Genomic DNA, 16,068 nt, shown 5'->3' with positions numbered 1-16,068 from the left:
GGCCCTCGTCGAGAGCGACGCGCACGCCGAGTCGCCGAGGATCCACTGGACCTGCTCGGCGGAACTGGTCTCGTACACCGGGGCGGTCACCGTCCCGGAGGGCCTCCGCGGCCGCCTGCCCGCAGACGCGCGCCGCGCCGTGGGTGTCGATGCGGGCGGCGCCGCCCGGGCCGGGGTGCGGGACGCCGAGTTCCACCGTGATCGCGTCGGGTCGGCGGGCGAGCAGCACACGCAGCCAGTCCTGCACGGCCGGCCGGCGGTGGGCGTCGCGGACAGCGAGGACAAGCGGTCGGCCGGCGGCCTCGGCGAGGATCCGGTCGGCATGCGCCGGGTCGAACGGGGCGAGGGCGGGCAGGGTGGTGCGGACGGTCCCGGGCATCAGCGCGGTGAGCGCGGGACCGAGACCCCACGGCACTGCATCGCCCTGGACCACGGTGCCGGGGACGCCGAACTCCACCAGGAGGGCGGGGAACCGCAGCGGCAGCGCGGCCGGGTCCTCGGCGGTGGCGCGCAGCGCCCGGCGGGCGGCGGCCAGACCGAGCGCCCGGTCCGGTACCGGAGCGGGAACGGTCCCGGCCAGGGCCCGTTGCCAGGCGGCGAACCCGGCGGTACGGGCCGCGGCCTCGGCGAGGCGCTCCTCGCTGAGTTCGCCGCGGGTCACGGCGTCGGCGACGGCGGCGCGCAGGCCGGCGAACTCGGTGTCACCGGATCCGTCCCCGAGGCAGACGAGGTCCACCCCGGCGGCCAGCGCGCGGACGGTCGCGCCGGCCAGTCCGTAGCGGGCGCGGACGGCCTGCATTTCGACGGCGTCGCTGACGACGAGCCCGTCGAACCCCAGATCCTCGCGCAGCAGTTGGGTGATCACACGGGGGCTGACGGTGGCGGGGCGGTCCGCGTCGTAGGCGGGGATGAGCAGGTGGGCGGTCATCACCGCGCGGGCTCCGGCGGCGAGGGCGGCGCGGAACGGCGGGAGGGCCAGTTCCGTAATGCGGTCCACGTCCATCGTGACGGTGGGCAGGTCGAGGTGGGAGTCGGTGTCGGTGTCGCCGTGGCCGGGGAAGTGCTTGGCGCAGGCGGCGACCCCCGCGTCGTGCAGCCCGCGCACCCAGGCGGCGGTGTGCCGGGCGACCAGCGCGGGGTCGGCGCCGAAGGAGCGGACGCCGATGACCGGGTTGTCGGGGTTGGAGTTGACGTCGGCGTCGGGGGCGTAGTCGAGGCCGATGCCGACGGCGCGCAGTTCGCCGCCGATGGAGTGGGCGACGGCGGCGGTGAGCTCGGGATCGTCGACGGTGCCGAGGGCGAGGTTGCCCGGATAGGAGGAGCCGGTGGCGGTCTCCAGCCGGGTGATGTCGCCGCCCTCCTCGTCGACGGCGATCAGTACGTCGGGATTCTCGGCGCGCAGCGCGGCGGTGAGCGCGGCGGTCTGCACGGTGTCCTGGATGTTGCGGCCGAAGAGGAGGACCGAGCCCAGTCCGCCGGCCAGCCGGCGGCGGATCCAGTCGGGGGCGGTGGTGCCCCGGAAGCCCGGCTGCAGCACCTGGTCGGCGAGAGCGAGGAGTTCACCGTCGGCGCGGGTGGGGCGGGTGGCGGGGGTGGTCGGCATGGTGGGTCCTCTCGGGCCGGGCGGGCGGGGTGCTCGGGGGTCGCGGGCGGTCGGGGCCGCCGGGAGGCCGGAGGTCAGACGTCCTTGCTGTACGTCCAGAAGACCCGGCCGAGCTGCGCGTCCACGGCGCGGGCATAGAAGTGGATGGGGGCGGTCCAGCCGATCTCCGCCGCGTCGAGTCCGGAGGCGCGCTGGTCGGCGAGGCAGCGGCGGAGCAGCACCGTGCCGACGCCGAGGCCGCGTTCCGAGGATTCGGTGCCCATCGGGCCGAACCAGGAGCGGCGGTTGACGCCGTGGCAGGCGAAGCCGACGTAGACCGGACCGTCGGCACCGTCGCGGACGGCGACATGGCCGCGCGGCGGGTCGTAGGCCAGGGCGCGAGCTGCTTCACCGTCCCAGGAGCCGCCCCACTGGTTCATCCATGCGAGGAACGGCTTCTGGTCCGCGGGTGTGAGGCGACGGACCTGCACCCCGGCAGCGGCCAGGCGCGCCTCGTCCTCGGCGGTGCCGAGCGGGGCGGTGCGCAGGTCGACGCTCAGGTTGAGGCCCTCGGGGCCCCGGGTGTAGCCACTGGATTCGGCCAGGCAGACGGCGCGGGTGTAGCGGATGTCGATGCCGGGCCAGGCGTAGTAGGGGGGCCTGCCGCGGACCATCAGCCGGCCGGCCCCGGCGGCGGTGAGGAGTTCCTCCACGCGGCTGAGCAGGGCGCGGCCGATGCCGCGGCTCTGCACCCCGGGGCGTACGGCGATGAGGTCGATGTGGCCCGTGGCGGGGGCGCTCGCGGTGGCGGGGCGGAGTGCCGCGAGGGCGACGCCGACCGGCTTTCCGTCGGCCTCGGCGAGGATCCGCAGCTGCGGGTGGTCCGCGGCCTGCGCCCACAGCAGATCGAACACGTCCGCGGCGTCGCTGTCGTGAACAAGGGCCGCGCGGGCGAGGGTTCGCAGGGCGGGCAGGTCGTGCTCGGTCGCGGTGCGTGCCGCGGGAAGGTTCGTCATGCCTGCTCACCTCGGGTTGGCTCCGGGGACACCGGATTGTAAGTGAATGACATTGCGGCTCGGTATTGCGGTGGAAATTTACCAGCGGGATGATCGGGCTGTCAGCCCCCGTACCCGACCGGAAAGCAGGCCGTGATGACCGTCCGCGAAGATCCCGCAAGTTTCCCCGATCCAGCAGACCTCGTCAGGAACGCGGTGGAGCAGGGTGTCGTGCCCGGAGCCGTGCTGATCACCGGTCGCGGTGCGCACGGTCCCGTCCGTACCGCCGCGTTCGGCACCACCGCCGACGGTCCGTCGGGGCGCCCGGTTGCCGCGGACACGGTCTTCGACCTGGCTTCCCTCACCAAGGTGGTGGCCACCACGCCCGCCGTGCTGCGGCTTGCCGACACCGGGGCGCTGCGACTGGACGACCCGGTGCGCCGCCATCTGCCGGGCTTCGCCGGGGCCGGCAAGAGCGAAGTGACGATCCGTCATCTCCTGTCGCACTCCTCCGGACTTCCTCCGCACCGGGACTACTGGCAGCTTCCCGGCGGCCCCGCCGACCGGCTCGCCGCCGTTCTCGCGGAACCCCTCGACCACCCGCCCGGCACCGTCGTCAGCTACTCCGACCTGGGGTTCATCCTGCTCGGTGAAATCGTTGCCACGGCGGCCGGACAGCCGCTCGACGCCGCCGTACGGGAGCTGGTGCTCGACCCGCTGGGCCTGACCGCCACCCGCTACCTGCCGCCCGCCGACTGGCGGGAGGTCACCGCTGCGACCGAGGCGCCGCCCGGCGGTGAGCCCAAGTGCGGCGTGGTGCACGACGAGAACGCCGAGAGCCTGGGCGGCGTGGCCGGGCACGCCGGGCTGTTCGGCACTGCGCCGGACCTCGCGCGCTACCTTCGTGCCTGCTGGCTGACCGACGAGTCGCCGCTGTCGGCCCGCACCCGCTCCGACGCGCTCAGTCTGCAGACCGCGGGGCTGGACGGCGCGCGGGGGCTGGGCTGGACGCTGCCCGGCGACGCCTGGGACCACATGTCCCCGCACTGGCCCGCGACCGGCGCCGGGCACACCGGCTTCACCGGCACCAGCCTGGCGCTCGACCCGGTCAGCGGGATCTGGGTGGTGCTGCTGACCAACGCCGTGCACTACGGACGCGGGGCGCGGGCAAAGGAGTTGCGACGTGCTGTGCACGCTGCCGTGGCGGCCCGCACCGAGCCCGTGCGCGGCTGAGCGCCGGGTGGCGCATCAAGGCCCCGAATCGTACATATCCCGGATACTCAGCGACGCGTACCCCAACGAACCCGTAGGATTCCCACATGGCTGCCCCACGTGACCGACAGCGCGGAGGCGGCGACGCCTCCCGGCGCTCCGCAGCACCCACCGCAGAGCGCGCGACGCCGCCACAGACGGTGCTGGTGCAGATCCGGGCCCTGCTGCCTTCTCTGCCACCTTCGGAGCGGCGGGTCGCCGAAGCCGCGATCGCCGATCCGGTCGGGGTCGCCGGGAAGACCATCAGCGAACTCGCCACGGAATGCAGCACCTCCGAGACCACCGTTGTCCGGTTCTGCCGGGCCGTGGGCCTCAAGGGCTACCCCGACCTGCGGATCAAGCTGGCCTCGGCGGCCGGCAGCGAGGACAGCGGCCCCGCCTGGTCCAGCGCCGGCAGCGACATCGGGCCCGGCGACTCGCTCGCCGACGTGGTCGGCAAACTGGGCTTCGCGGACGCCCACGCGGTCGAGGACACCATTGCCCAGCTCGACCTCAACGTCCTGCAGCGGGCGATCGACGAAGTGGTCGGGGCGAGTGCGGTGGATCTGTACGGCGTCGGCGCGAGCGCGCTGATCGCTCTCGACTTCCAGCAGAAGCTGCACCGCATCGGGCGCCGGGCGTCCGCGTGGCCGGACCCCGACGGCGCGCTCACCTCCGCGGCGCTGCTCGGCCGGGGGGACCTGGCGATCGGCATCTCGCACACCGGGGCCACCACCGACACCGTGGCCGCGCTGGGCGAGGCCTGGGACAACGGCGCCACCACCATCGCCATCACCAACTTCCCGCGGTCGCCGATCGCCGAGGTGGCCGACCATGTGCTGACCACCGCGGTGCGCGAGACGACCTTCAGGTCCGGCGCGATGTCCAGCCGGATCGCCGCCCTGACGCTGGTGGACTGCCTGTTCGTCGGTGTGGCCCAGCGCAACTACAGCCGCACGACACGCGCCCTGGAGCGCACGTACACGGCGGTGCACCGGCGCCGCGGCCCGGAGTGACCGCTCCCCGGTGACGAGGACGCCCCGCGACCCGCTCGGGTCGCGGGGCGTCCTCGCTCGTACTCAGCCGACGGTGCGCAGGGCCGCGCGCACGCTCCCGCCACCGGCCTCCAGCGCCTTGCGTGCCTGCTCGGGGGAGCACTCGGCGAGCAGGCCGACCAGGGCAGTCTTCAGCTCCCCTCCCGAAGCCGAGAGGGCGGCTCCGCAGCGGTCCTCGTCCAGTCCGGTGGCTTCCACCAGGATGTTGAGGACCCGGCCGCGCAACTTGTCGTTGGTGGCGGCCACATCGACCATCAGATTCGAGTACGTACGGCCCTGCGCCACCATCACTGCTGTGGACAGGTTGTTGAGCAGCAGTTTGTGGGCGGTGGCTGCCTTCAGGCGGGTGGAGCCCGCAATCGCCTCCGGGCCGGTGTCCACACCCAGGTGGATGTCCACCTGACCGGCCAGTTCGGCCGCGGGGTTGGCGCTGACCAGCGCGGTGAAGGCGCCCGCCGCCCGAGCCGCGCGCAGGGCGCCGCCGACGTAGGGAGTGCGGCCGCTGGCGGCAATGCCGACCGCGACGTCCCCCGGACCCACCTCGGCTGCATCGGCCGCCCCGGCGGGCTCCTGGTCCTCGAGGCCCTCCACCGGTTCGACCAGCGCGCGCAGACCGCCGGCGTGGTGGGCGACCACGATGCCGGGCGCGAGGCCGAAGGTGGGGATCAGTTCGGCGGCGTCCATCACCGCGAGCCGGCCCGAGGTGCCCGCGCCGAAGTAGTGCAGCCGGCCGCCCGCCCGGATCCGGCGCGCTGTCTCGTCCACCAGCCGGGCCAGGTCGGGCAGTACGTCGGCGACCGCCTCGGCCGGGATCCGGTCCTCGGCGTTGAGCAGGCGCAGCATCTCCAGGGTGGGGACGTCGTCGATGTCGCGGGTGCGGGGGTTGCGGCGTTCGGTGGGGGCGTCGATTCGTACCGGAAGCTGCGGGTGCATCGCGGTTTCCTCTCGGTCGGAGGCCAGGGGGAGACAAGCGCCCGTAACTTTGCCACATGGATTGATAGTTGAACGTAAGTTTCCGCCCGCGCTGTCGCTGTCCCGCTAGGCGGCCGCGATTCGAGGCCATCGCGGCGACTTGCGTACGGCGGTAAATTACGAACTGGATTCAGCCAACGCAACTCATTGACATACTCGTGGCGCCGCTCCTACGGTCTGCACACCCCCCAGACCTTGTCCCACCACTCCACTACCGCCTGCCGATCGGAGACCACGCGCTATGGTCCGGTTCAAGCACTTTGTCGCAGCGTCCGCCGCACTCGCGACCCTCGGTACCCTCGCCGCGTGCGCACCCGATTCCGGTGCGAAGAACGGCGCCAACGGCGGTGGCGTTTTCACCACGGTCGACGCGAACAACCCGATCACCCCGGGCGCGCCGATGAACCCGTACAGCCCGAACGGGAACACGTTCCTCAGCTACAACTCGATGCGCCTCGGGTTCGAGAAGAAGAACCCGATGGATGCGAACGACGCCTTTCCGGGCCTCGCCAAGAGCTGGGAGGTCAAGGGCGACACGCTGGTCGCGCACATGCAGCCCGACGCCAAGTGGTCCGATGGCAAGCCGGTCACCGTCGAGGACATCAAGATGTCCATGGCCATCGCGCTCACCCAGGGCACTGCCTCGGTCGGCTCGGGCCAGCTCAGTGAGGGCCTCAACGTCGCCTCCGTGACCTCCGTCGGCAAGCACGACATCGAGTTCAAGCAGGCCGCCGGGACCAACAACGCGAACTTCGCGAAGCAGATCCTGGGCCAGTCCATCGTCCCCAAGTCGGTCTACAGCCACCTGGTGCCGGCCGACATCTGGGACACCATCGCCGCCAGCCAGCAGGTGGACGCGGCCCAGGCGACCGCCGCCCAGGCCGCCGTCGACAAGCTGAACGAGACCGGCAAGGCCATCGCGGCTTTCGCGCCGAAGAAGGACGTCTCGGCCGGCCCGTTCGTGGTCAAGCGCGTCAACCCCGGCTCGGCCATCCTCGTCCGCAACAAGTACTTCTACGACCTCGACAAGATCGCTCCGAGCCAGGTGGTCATCCGCCACTACTCCGGCAACGAGCAGATCTGGGGCTTCATGAAGAACGGTGACCTGGACGCCGCGCCCTTCACCGCCATCCCCACGAACGTCCTGAACCAGATCCTGGCCAAGGGCTACAAGCGCGCCGACGGCACCTCCTACGTCAACGCCTCCATCGCCTTCAACCAGAGCAAGGCACCGTACGACAAGAAGGAGGTGCGCCAGGCCCTGGCGTACATCCTGGACCGCGAAGCCATCACCAAGGTGGGCCAGCCGGTCGGCGGCATGGCCTCCACCGCCCCCGCCGGCATGATCCGCAAGTCGACCGAGCAGTGGCTGGGCGCCGACGCGGTCGGCAAGCTCAACCCGTATGCCCACGACGAGGCGAAGGCCACCGAGCTGCTGAAGGGCGCAGGCCTGAAGCAGAAGGACGGCAAGTGGTACCTGGCGAACGGCAAGCAGTGGAAGATCACGCTGCAGACCGTCAACGGCTTCAGTGACTGGATCGCCGCCTCCACCGTCGTCGCCAACGAGCTCACCGCCTTCGGCATCGAGACCAAGCCGGCCCTCTCCGCCGACTTCGGCGCCTACCAGACGGACATGGCCGCCGAGAAGTTCGACGTCGGCTGGTGGCTGACCGCCGTCGGCGCCGACCCGCGCCAGAACTTCCAGCGCCTGTACGGCGAGAGCGACGGTTTCGTCGCCAACGGCAACAAGGTCACCCACACCGAGAAGAAGGGTGACGGCAACTGGATGCACGGCGACGAGACCTTCACGGTCGACGGGCAGTCCATCAACCCGGGTCAGCTCACGGCCAGTCTCGCCGGCCTCGACACCGAGGCCAAGAAGCCGGTCATCACGCAGCTGGTCAAGGCCACCAACCAGGAAGTTCCCGTCATCCCGATGTGGGACTACACCAACGTGAAGTTCACCTACGACAAGAACTTCACCAACTGGCCGAAGAACGGGCAGGACGAGATCCTCGCCAACCAGCCCGGCGTGTGGATGATGCAGGGCTACATCCAGGCCAAGTGATCGAGGCCGGGTAACCGCACCGAGCAACTACCGCACGGCGCACCACCGCGGGGCGGCAGCCGCACCAGGCCGTCGCCCCGCTCGCGCGCTGTTCTACAACAACCCCCTACAACAAGGAAGGAGATGCAGGAACGTGAAGGGACTGGCGCGCACCATCTCGATCCGACTGGCCGGCGGCGCGGTCATGGTCTGGATCGTAGCCACGTTTACGTTCTTCCTCGTCCACGCCCTGCCCGGCAAACCGGGCGACGTGGCGTACGAGAAGTACGTCGCCATGGGAATGAACTCCCAGGAGGCCAAGGCCAAGGCCTCGATCATTTACGGGTACACCTCGCAGGACCCGCTGTTCACGCAGTACACGCACTACATCAGCGACCTGCTCCACGGTCACCTCGGGATCTCGATCTCCTACAGCGGAGTGCCGGTCGCAGATGTCATCGGCGACGCCCTGCCGTGGACCATCATCCCCATCCTGAGCGGCCTGCTGATCAGCTTCTGCATCGGTGTCAGCAGTGGTGTGGTCGCGGCGGTGAAGCGGTCATCCCGTCTCGGCAGCGGGCTGAGCCTGGCCGCCTCGATGATCGCCGGCATCCCGTCGTTCGTGATCGCGATCCTGCTCATCACCGTCTTCTACACCAACCTGGGGGCCTTGCCGTACGGCGGCACCGTCTCCGAGACGCTCCTGGTGGACCCCGGATGGAACGTCGAGTACGTGTCGTCGGTCGCGTACCACGCGATCCTCCCGGTCGCCACGTACGTCCTCATCTCCTACGGCGGCTGGATGCTCAGCATGCGCTCCAGCGTGGTCTCCGTCCTCGGTGACGACTTCATCCTCGCTTCCGAGCTGCGGGGCATCACCGCCGGCACGCGGATGCGCTACATCGGCCGCAACGCGATCCTGCCGCTGTTCACCACCCTCGCCCTCTCGTTCGGCACGTTGTTCGGCGGAGCGATCCTGATCGAGGCCACCTTCAACTACCCCGGCGTCGGGCAGCTGCTGCTGAACAGCATCGGCAAGCGCGACTACCCCCTGATGACCGGTGCCTTCCTGCTGATCACCACCGCGGTGGTGCTTGCGAACATCGTCGCGGACCTCCTCTACTCCGTGATCGACCCCCGAGTGAGGCGCTGACCATGACCACCGCGACGCTCACCAAGCCGCCCCGTCCGGCTGATGCCCCCTCGGCGAGGCGTTCCCGCTGGACCGGCATCTGGCGTGTCCTCACGCGAAAGCCCGGCCGGATCATCGGGCTGTCCATCCTGGTGTTCTTCGTCCTGATGGGCACCTTCGGCCCGATGCTCTATGGCGACCAGCTCGCCATCGACCCGGACGCGATCTACCAGCCGCCGAGCGCAGAGCACTGGCTCGGAACCGATTTCGCCGGTTCTGACGTGCTCCAGTCCACTGTCGTCGGCAGCCGCTATGTACTGCTCACCTGCTCCCTCGCCGCCCTGTTCGCCTCGACGATCGGAACTGCCGTCGGGCTCCTGGCCGGCTTCCACCGCGGCATGTCCGACTCCGCGCTGATGCGCGTCACCGACTTCGTGCTCACGGTCCCCGGCCTGCCGCTGCTCGTCGTGCTTACCACCATGTGGAAGTTCGACAGCCCGCTGGAGATGGGCTGCGTGCTCGGCGTCGTCGGCTGGGGCGGCATCGCCCGCGCCGTCCGCTCCCAGGTGCTGAGCCTGCGCGAGCGCGGCTTCCTGGAGGCCGCACGCGGCCTCGGGCTGCCCAGCCGACACATCATCGTGCGCGAGCTCCTGCCGAACATCGCCCCGTACGTGGCGATGCACCTGCTCCTGTCGGTCATCGGCTTCGTCGAAGCCCAGGTCGGGCTGTTCTTCCTCGGCATCGTGCCGTTCACCAGCACCAACTGGGGCGTGATGATCAACCAGGCGGTGTTCTCCGGAGGCGCGCTGCAGAGCCCCGAGGCAATTTTCTACCTGCTGGCCCCGCTCACCTGCATCCTGCTCCTGATCATGGGCGTGGTGTTGTTCCTGGACGCGATCGACGAGCTCTTCAACCCGCGACTGAGGGAGCGCTGATGACCACGACGACGAAGAAGGCCGCGCCCAAGGCCAGGGAGGCCGAGGTCCGCGTACGCGACCTCAGTGTCCACTACCGCATCAACGGTACGGAGTACCCGGCTGTCGCGAACGCTTCCCTCGACCTGCGCCGCGGTGAAATCACCGGCCTGGTGGGGGAGTCCGGCTCAGGCAAGTCGACCCTGGCCCTGTCCCTGATGAACGCCGTGCCCGAGCCGGGCCGGATCGCAGGCGGCGCCATCCACGTCGACGGCATCGGTGACGTGACGACGCTCAGCGCCAAGGCGATGCGGGCGGTACGGGGCTCGGCGCTCGGCTACGTCTTCCAGGCGTCGCAGAACTCCATGAACCCGCTGAAGACCATCGGCAAGCAGATCCTGGACCTGGGCCGCTCGCACGACGTCGAGGACCTCCCGGGCCTGCTCTCCCGCGCCAAGCAGCTCGCCGAGCGGATGGGCCTGGACGGCAACCGCGTTCTGGACTCCTATCAGCACGAGCTGTCCGGCGGCATGCGCCAGCGCCTGGGCATCGTCTTCGCTCTCGTTCTGAACGCCAAGGTCCTCATCCTGGACGAGCCGACCACGGCTCTGGACGTACTGTCCCAGTCTGCGGTGCTGAAGATCATCCGCCAGGTGCACGAGGAGAACAACCTCAGCACCCTCATCGTCACCCACGACATGGGCGTGGTCTCAGAGCTCGCCGACAACCTGGCCGTGATGTACGGCGGCCGGATCGTCGAGCACGGCCCGACGCTGGATCTCCTCCGCAACCCCACCCACCCCTACACCAAGGCTCTGATCGGCGCCACGGCACGCATCGTCGGCGACCCGGCCGCAGCCCGCGCCCTGCCGGGCCGCCCGCCGGACCTCACCACCATCCCGAAGACGGGTTGCGTGTTCCGCGACCGCTGCGCCTTCAAGATGGACATCTGCGCCGAGGACGAGCCGCAGCTCGCGGAGCACTCGGCCGGCCACCAGCGGGCGTGCCACGCGGACGTCGCCGTGGTCAGCCCCACCACCCCGAAGGGAGACGCGTCGTGATCGAGGCACGCGGCATCACCCGCACCTACCACTCCCGCGGGGCCTTCACCGGCGAGCGCACGGTCTACGCCCTGCGCGGCGTGGACTTCACGCTCCCCAAGGGCGGTGCCGTCGCCTTCATCGGCGAATCGGGCTGCGGCAAGACCACGCTGGGCAAGATCCTCACGGGGATCGAGACCTTCGACGGCGGCGAGCTCGTGGTCGACGGCGTGGAGCTCTCCAAGCTCTCGCCGCGCAAGCGTGCCCCGTACTTCCGCCGCATCCAGATGATCCACCAAGACCCGTACTCGGCCCTGAACCCCACCCGCACGATCGAGCAGATCCTCGGCGACCCGCTGCGGATGCGCGCGAAGGAGACGGGCGGCGCCGCTTCGGCGTCCGGTGTACGGGCACGGGCCTCGGAACTCCTGGAACTGGTGGGTCTGGAGCCGGACGGGGTCCTCCCCAAGTACCCGCACCAGCTCTCGGGCGGTCAGCGTCAGCGTGTGGTCATCGCCCGCGCGCTCACCGTCGACCCCGAGGTGCTCATCGCCGACGAGGCCGTTTCGATGATCGACGTCTCGATGCGCCTGGGCATCCTCGCCCTGCTCCACGACCTGCGCGAACGCCTGGGCATCTCGCTGGTCTTCATCACCCACGACGTGGCGACGGCGCGGTACGTCGGCGAGGGCGCCGAGCTGCACGTCATCTACCGCGGCCAGGTCATCGAGAGTGGCCCCACTGACGACGTCATCCAAGGGCCCGTCCATCCCTACACGCAGTGTCTGCTGTCGGCGATCCCGATCATGCGAGGTCTGGAGGAGCCCGGCCCCGACCGGCTGGCGCCGCTGGCCCCGCTGGACGAGCAAGTGGTCACGGACGGCTGCCTGTTCGCGCCTCGCTGCCCCTTCGCCACCGACCGCTGCACCGCCGAACGGCCTGTCCTCGAAGCGGTGGGAGAGTCCGGGCAGCACCACGCCTGCTTCCACCCCACAGCGCGACGCGTGGTCGGCGTGGAGATCGAGACGGCCACCGTCTGACCTCCCTCCCCCGGCATCGGGCGGGTCTGCTCCCCGAGGGGCGGGCCCGCCCTCAGGCATGCCCGAAGAAACCCCGGACCGCTGCGGCCCTGCGGAGTATGCGCACGCTCAACGGTGGCCGGCCCGTGGACCGAGCCGGCCACCGTCATTGACGATCCGTCAGTTGGTGAGGTGGTAGTACCCGAGCAGGTCCGTGTGCGACGTGACGGTGTCCTGCCGTACATAGGTGCCGGTGTGCGAGGCGTTGACCATCATGGCCACCCCGTCCACCTTGCCGATGTAGACGCCGACATGGTGCACGGTCGACGGCGAGCCGCCGAAGTACACGAGGTCACCCGGTATCGCGTTGGCCGCGGTGACCTGCGTGAGGCGCGGGTTGACCACCTGGTCCCGGGTGGTCTGGCCGATGTCGCCCGCCCCCGCCCGCCAGTACAACCAGCGGGTGAAACCCGAGCAGTCCAGCCCCACTTCCTTGTCCGCCGGGCACGGCTGGATCGATCCGTTGTAGCCGTCGCAGATGCCGATCGACGGGCCGAAGTCCGCCTCGTGGCCGCCGCCCCAGACGTACTGGATGTTCTGACCGGTGGCCTGCTCGCCGAAGTCCACGACCGCGGCGTAGCGTCCCGGTCCGAGGTCCGTCGGCTGCTGCGGCAGCGGGTCGCCGTACAGCTTCGCCTTGGTGGCCGGGCTCACCTGCCCGGTCGCGGGCAGGCCCACCGAGGACTGGTAGGTGCGTACTGCGTTGGTGGTGGCGGAGCCGAGGGAATGGTCCACGGTCAGCGTGGCCCCATGGGCATTGAGCTTGTTCTGCAGCTCGGTGATGCAGCCGTCGTTCTCGTTCGGCTCCAGGTCGACCGGGCAGCGCAGGGAGCGCAGGTCGACCGCCACCGCCGGGTCCTCGTAATAGAACGCTGCCTTGGTGGCCGGACCGACCAGCCCGTCCGAGGTGAGGCCCCTGGAGGTCTGGTACGTCCGGACCGCTGCCGTGGTCGCGGGGCCGAAGTCGCTGTCGACGGTCAGTGCCGCTCCACCGAAGTTCAGGAGCGTCTGAAGCTCCGCCACGCAGCCGCTCGCCTGCCCCTGCTTGACGGTGCTCGGGCAGTCGGAGGAGAGCAGGTTGGTCCGCGCGGGCGCGGTGGCCGCCGCCGCGGGGGCGGCGGCGCTCAGCGCGAGCAGTCCGGCCGCGACCGCTACCGCCAGGCCGCGGCCGGCCCGTCGGCGAACTCCGTACGCAGGCATGGTTCTCCTTTGAATCGCCATGGGTCTGGGGTCACTTGCCGGCTTGCAGGGCGGTCCAGGTCGCATTTCCGACGATGCCGTCGGAGGTGAGACCCTGGGCGGTCTGGTACACCTTGACCGCACTGGTGGTCGCCGGGCCGAAGTCGCCGTCGATGGCGAGCGTCTGGCCGCGGGCCGCGATCAGCGCCCGCTGGAGGCGCTTGACGTCCACTCCGGTGGAACCGGACTGGAGCGTCGGCCTGGTGCCCGCGGACAGGAGTGCGGTCCAGGTGTGGGAGTCGACGGTACCGGTGACCGGCAGCGACTTGGCGCTCTGGAAGGACTGCACGGCGCTCGCGGTGCCCGGGCCGAAGGCCCCGTCCACCGTGCCGGTGAAGTACCCCTGGCGCGTCAGCAGGCACTGGGCCGCGCTGACCAGGCCGCCGGAGGAGCCGGCCGAGACCGAGCCGTACAGGGAGAAGTCCAGCCCGGCGGAGCAGGACCCGGCGAACGGCCCCTGGCCCACGTCCAGGTAGTCCCGGTCGATGTTGATCGTCACGCCGCCCCAGGTCTCGTCGGTGTCCCCGGTGAGCTGGTGGATGCGCTGGTGGGATGCCCAGTACGCGTCCGGTACATACGGCTTGGCGTCGGTGTCGGCCGCGCCGTTCCAGCGGGCGAACCAGATGTGGTCAGGCATCGTGTACGTGCTGCCGGAGTACTTGCCGGCCAGGTCCGCCATGCCGGAGGCGGCGGACGAATAGACGCCTGACAGGTAGCCGTTGGCGTGCAGCTCCTCGGTCCACGCGCTCAGGAAGGTCATCACCGCGTCGCTGCACGCAGTGTTGGTCTGGTCGTACGCCTCCATGTCGTTGTAGAGCACACTGCCCTGCGGCAGCCCGAGCGCCGCGGCGGCGGAGATGGACTCCTGGGCCTCGGCGTGACCCTGGCTCGCAGCGGTGGACAGCGTGTACGACACCTTGTGGCTGTAGTTGTTGCACGGCGCCTGGAGGCCGACGTGAATCGGGGTGATGTGCCAGCCCGCCGAGGTCTGCGTCTGGATCCACGGCGCGGTCAGGTTCGGCTGGTCGCAGGCCGCGCTGATGCCGCTGATGTACACGCCGATGGCCCGGAACGGCGAGGCGGACCAGGCGGACATCTGCGCGTTGGACGGTGCGGCGCACGGGTCGAAGCCGAGACCCGTGTACGTGCCGGGCTGCGGAGCCACGGCGGATGCGGACATGGCCCGGGCCTGGCCCGCGGAGGCGCCGGACAAGGTCACGGCCTTGGCGTCCGCGTCCAGAGCGGCGCTGTCCAGGACGCTCTGCGCGGCGGAATCGTCCGTGCCGACGGAGGCGGTGACCAGCACTCCGGCTGCGGGAACCGCCTGGCGTATCCGTCCGGACGGCGCGTCGGCGGCGCGCGGGACCGCAGCCTTGGCAGCGCCCTTGGGCGCGATGCGGGTGGCGCCGTCCACCGACTTCCGGCCGGTCGCGTCCAGCGGCTCGATGACCAGCGCTTCGGTGCGGCCTACCAGCCCGGCAGGACAAGTGGCCTGACCGGCATCGGTGGCGTGGCCGAGGTAGACCGCGTGGCGGTCGAAGCGCACACAGGTCTCGGGGTGCGCGGCCAGGTCGATGACCGGCCAACTGCTGGGCACACGTACGTGATAGCCCCGGTAGGAGACGTCCTTGGCGCCGTCGGCGGCGTCGGCCGGTGCTGCGGCGGTGGCCAGGGCGGCGGTGCTCAGTGCGGCCAGCGCGGTGAGCACGGTGGTTGCGGCGCGCAGCTGTGCTCGGGGTGGTCTGGGCAGTCTCATGGCACTCCAGGTCGGCTTCTGGGATGGACAGGACATGCGCCTTTCACCCGGACCACGGGGCCGGCTCGCACCGTTGTGCGGCGCCGCCATGGGCAGGGCAGGCGAAAGGTAGCGCGTCATTGAGTTGCGTTGCACTACCTATTGCCGAAAATTTCTTACCAAGCTCGCGAAGTCGTGACTGAGCGCCAACGGCACTGGCACATCCGGTAGTTCGAGGTGACAGCTCATGAAGCGCGGCTCCCGAGTGCGGCGGTTTCGGGAGTCCCGGCGCTGGGAATGACGGACTGTTCAGTGATGTTGCGACGGTCATGACCTTCTTTGTTGACGTGACCGTCCGTGGGTACGAGCTCGATACGCAGGGACATCTGAACCAGGCTGTCTATCTGCAGTACGCCGAGCACGCCCGGTGGGAGCTGTTGCGAGCCGCCGGTTTGCCGCAGGAGAGACTGCTGGCCGGCGGCGTGGGTCCGGTCGCGCTCGAAGTGACGGTGAAGTTCCTGCGGGAGTTGCGCGGCGGCGAGCGGGTGCGGGTGACCTGCCAGTTCGTCTACGGCAGCGGGAAGACCTTCGAGGTGGTACAGAAGATCATCAAGGAGGACGGCACGGTCGCGGCGGAAATCACTGGCGTGGCGGGGATGCTCGATCTGGCCGCCCGCAGGCTCATCGCCGATCCGGCCGGCCATCTCGCCTCGCTCGCCGGAGACCCGGACCTGCTCAGCGGCTGACCGCAAGCGGTCCGGCCGCGGGGGAGGCGGCGCGCGGAGCGGCCGCCGCCCTGCGTGTGGCGCCGGCGCAGCTCCCGTTCCCGCTCGTCGGGCCGGATTTATCCCACTTCGTCCTGTGCCCTTGGTGCGATGCGCAGCGAAGTACGATGAGTCTCGTACCATGGAGCGTCCGGACGAAGCGATGAAGTGGAGCCACCGTGACCGCCACCAGCGCCACTGCCGCGAGTGTCACCGCCACCGCCACCGCCACCGCCACCGCCACCGCCACCGCCACCGCCACC

The 16,068-nt window shown here is 70.3% G+C and carries 13 protein-coding genes; 8 read left to right on the top strand and 5 right to left on the bottom strand.

Going from position 1 to position 16,068, the window contains the following annotated elements; genetic code table 11:
* Together ABZV38_RS31260 and ABZV38_RS31255 are read right to left on the bottom strand one after the other, a co-directional pair.
* Positions 1–1,603, bottom strand: a 1,603-nt coding sequence (locus tag ABZV38_RS31260; protein ID WP_356331797.1) for a glycoside hydrolase family 3 N-terminal domain-containing protein, incomplete at its 3' end; no start/stop codon positions are given.
* Positions 1,604–1,677: 74 nt separating this feature from the next.
* Positions 1,678–2,598, bottom strand: a complete 921-nt coding sequence (locus ABZV38_RS31255; RefSeq protein ID WP_356331796.1) for a GNAT family N-acetyltransferase — start codon at positions 2,596–2,598, stop codon at positions 1,678–1,680.
* A gap of 135 nt (positions 2,599–2,733) precedes the next feature.
* On the opposite strand from ABZV38_RS31255, the gene ABZV38_RS31250 reads away from it, so the two are divergent.
* Positions 2,734–3,810, top strand: coding sequence for a serine hydrolase domain-containing protein (locus ABZV38_RS31250; protein WP_356331795.1), 1,077 nt, complete (start codon positions 2,734–2,736; stop codon positions 3,808–3,810).
* A gap of 86 nt (positions 3,811–3,896) precedes the next feature.
* Entirely contained in the window at positions 3,897–4,844 is a 948-nt protein-coding gene (locus tag ABZV38_RS31245; RefSeq protein ID WP_356331794.1) for a MurR/RpiR family transcriptional regulator, read from the top strand.
* 63 nt (positions 4,845–4,907) lie between these two features.
* On the opposite strand, the gene murQ is transcribed toward ABZV38_RS31245, so the two are convergent.
* The gene (gene murQ / locus ABZV38_RS31240) at positions 4,908–5,816 is read right to left on the bottom strand and encodes an N-acetylmuramic acid 6-phosphate etherase (protein ID WP_356331793.1); all 909 of its coding nucleotides are present in this window, start codon (positions 5,814–5,816) and stop codon (positions 4,908–4,910) included.
* A gap of 280 nt (positions 5,817–6,096) precedes the next feature.
* On the opposite strand from murQ, the gene ABZV38_RS31235 reads away from it, so the two are divergent.
* From ABZV38_RS31235 to ABZV38_RS31215, 5 genes are all read left to right on the top strand, one after another.
* The gene (locus ABZV38_RS31235) at positions 6,097–7,923 is read left to right on the top strand and encodes an ABC transporter substrate-binding protein (RefSeq protein WP_356331792.1); all 1,827 of its coding nucleotides are present in this window, start codon (positions 6,097–6,099) and stop codon (positions 7,921–7,923) included.
* A gap of 133 nt (positions 7,924–8,056) precedes the next feature.
* Entirely contained in the window at positions 8,057–9,055 is a 999-nt protein-coding gene (locus ABZV38_RS31230) for an ABC transporter permease (protein ID WP_356331791.1), read from the top strand.
* Between the two features lie 2 nt (positions 9,056–9,057).
* The gene (locus ABZV38_RS31225; RefSeq protein WP_356331790.1) at positions 9,058–9,969 is read left to right on the top strand and encodes an ABC transporter permease; all 912 of its coding nucleotides are present in this window, start codon (positions 9,058–9,060) and stop codon (positions 9,967–9,969) included.
* Positions 9,969–11,009: an ABC transporter ATP-binding protein gene (locus ABZV38_RS31220; protein ID WP_356331789.1), complete on the top strand. Its 1,041-nt coding sequence runs from the start codon at positions 9,969–9,971 to the stop codon at positions 11,007–11,009. The genes ABZV38_RS31225 and ABZV38_RS31220 overlap by 1 nt, the downstream gene beginning before the upstream one ends.
* Positions 11,006–12,028 (top strand): oligopeptide/dipeptide ABC transporter ATP-binding protein, encoded by a 1,023-nt coding sequence (locus ABZV38_RS31215; protein WP_356331788.1) that lies wholly within the window; start codon positions 11,006–11,008, stop codon positions 12,026–12,028. The genes ABZV38_RS31220 and ABZV38_RS31215 overlap by 4 nt, the downstream gene beginning before the upstream one ends.
* A gap of 159 nt (positions 12,029–12,187) precedes the next feature.
* Here the strand turns inward: ABZV38_RS31215 and ABZV38_RS31210 are convergent, their stop codons facing one another.
* Together ABZV38_RS31210 and ABZV38_RS31205 are read right to left on the bottom strand one after the other, a co-directional pair.
* Positions 12,188–13,267 (bottom strand): peptidoglycan-binding protein, encoded by a 1,080-nt coding sequence (locus ABZV38_RS31210; protein WP_356331787.1) that lies wholly within the window; start codon positions 13,265–13,267, stop codon positions 12,188–12,190.
* Positions 13,268–13,298: 31 nt separating this feature from the next.
* On the bottom strand, positions 13,299–15,062 hold the full coding sequence (locus ABZV38_RS31205; RefSeq protein WP_356331786.1) for a glycoside hydrolase domain-containing protein: 1,764 nt from the start codon (positions 15,060–15,062) through the stop codon (positions 13,299–13,301).
* Positions 15,063–15,370: 308 nt separating this feature from the next.
* Between ABZV38_RS31205 and ABZV38_RS31200 the strand changes: the two genes are divergently transcribed.
* Positions 15,371–15,787, top strand: a complete 417-nt coding sequence (locus tag ABZV38_RS31200) for an acyl-CoA thioesterase (protein WP_356331785.1) — start codon at positions 15,371–15,373, stop codon at positions 15,785–15,787.
* The last annotated feature ends 281 nt before the right edge of the window (positions 15,788–16,068 follow it).

The sequence above is a fragment of the Streptomyces sp. NPDC005181 genome (assembly GCF_040608395.1).
In the GTDB taxonomy this organism is placed as follows: domain Bacteria; phylum Actinomycetota; class Actinomycetes; order Streptomycetales; family Streptomycetaceae; genus Streptomyces.
This window is presented reverse-complemented; position numbering and strand designations above follow the sequence as displayed.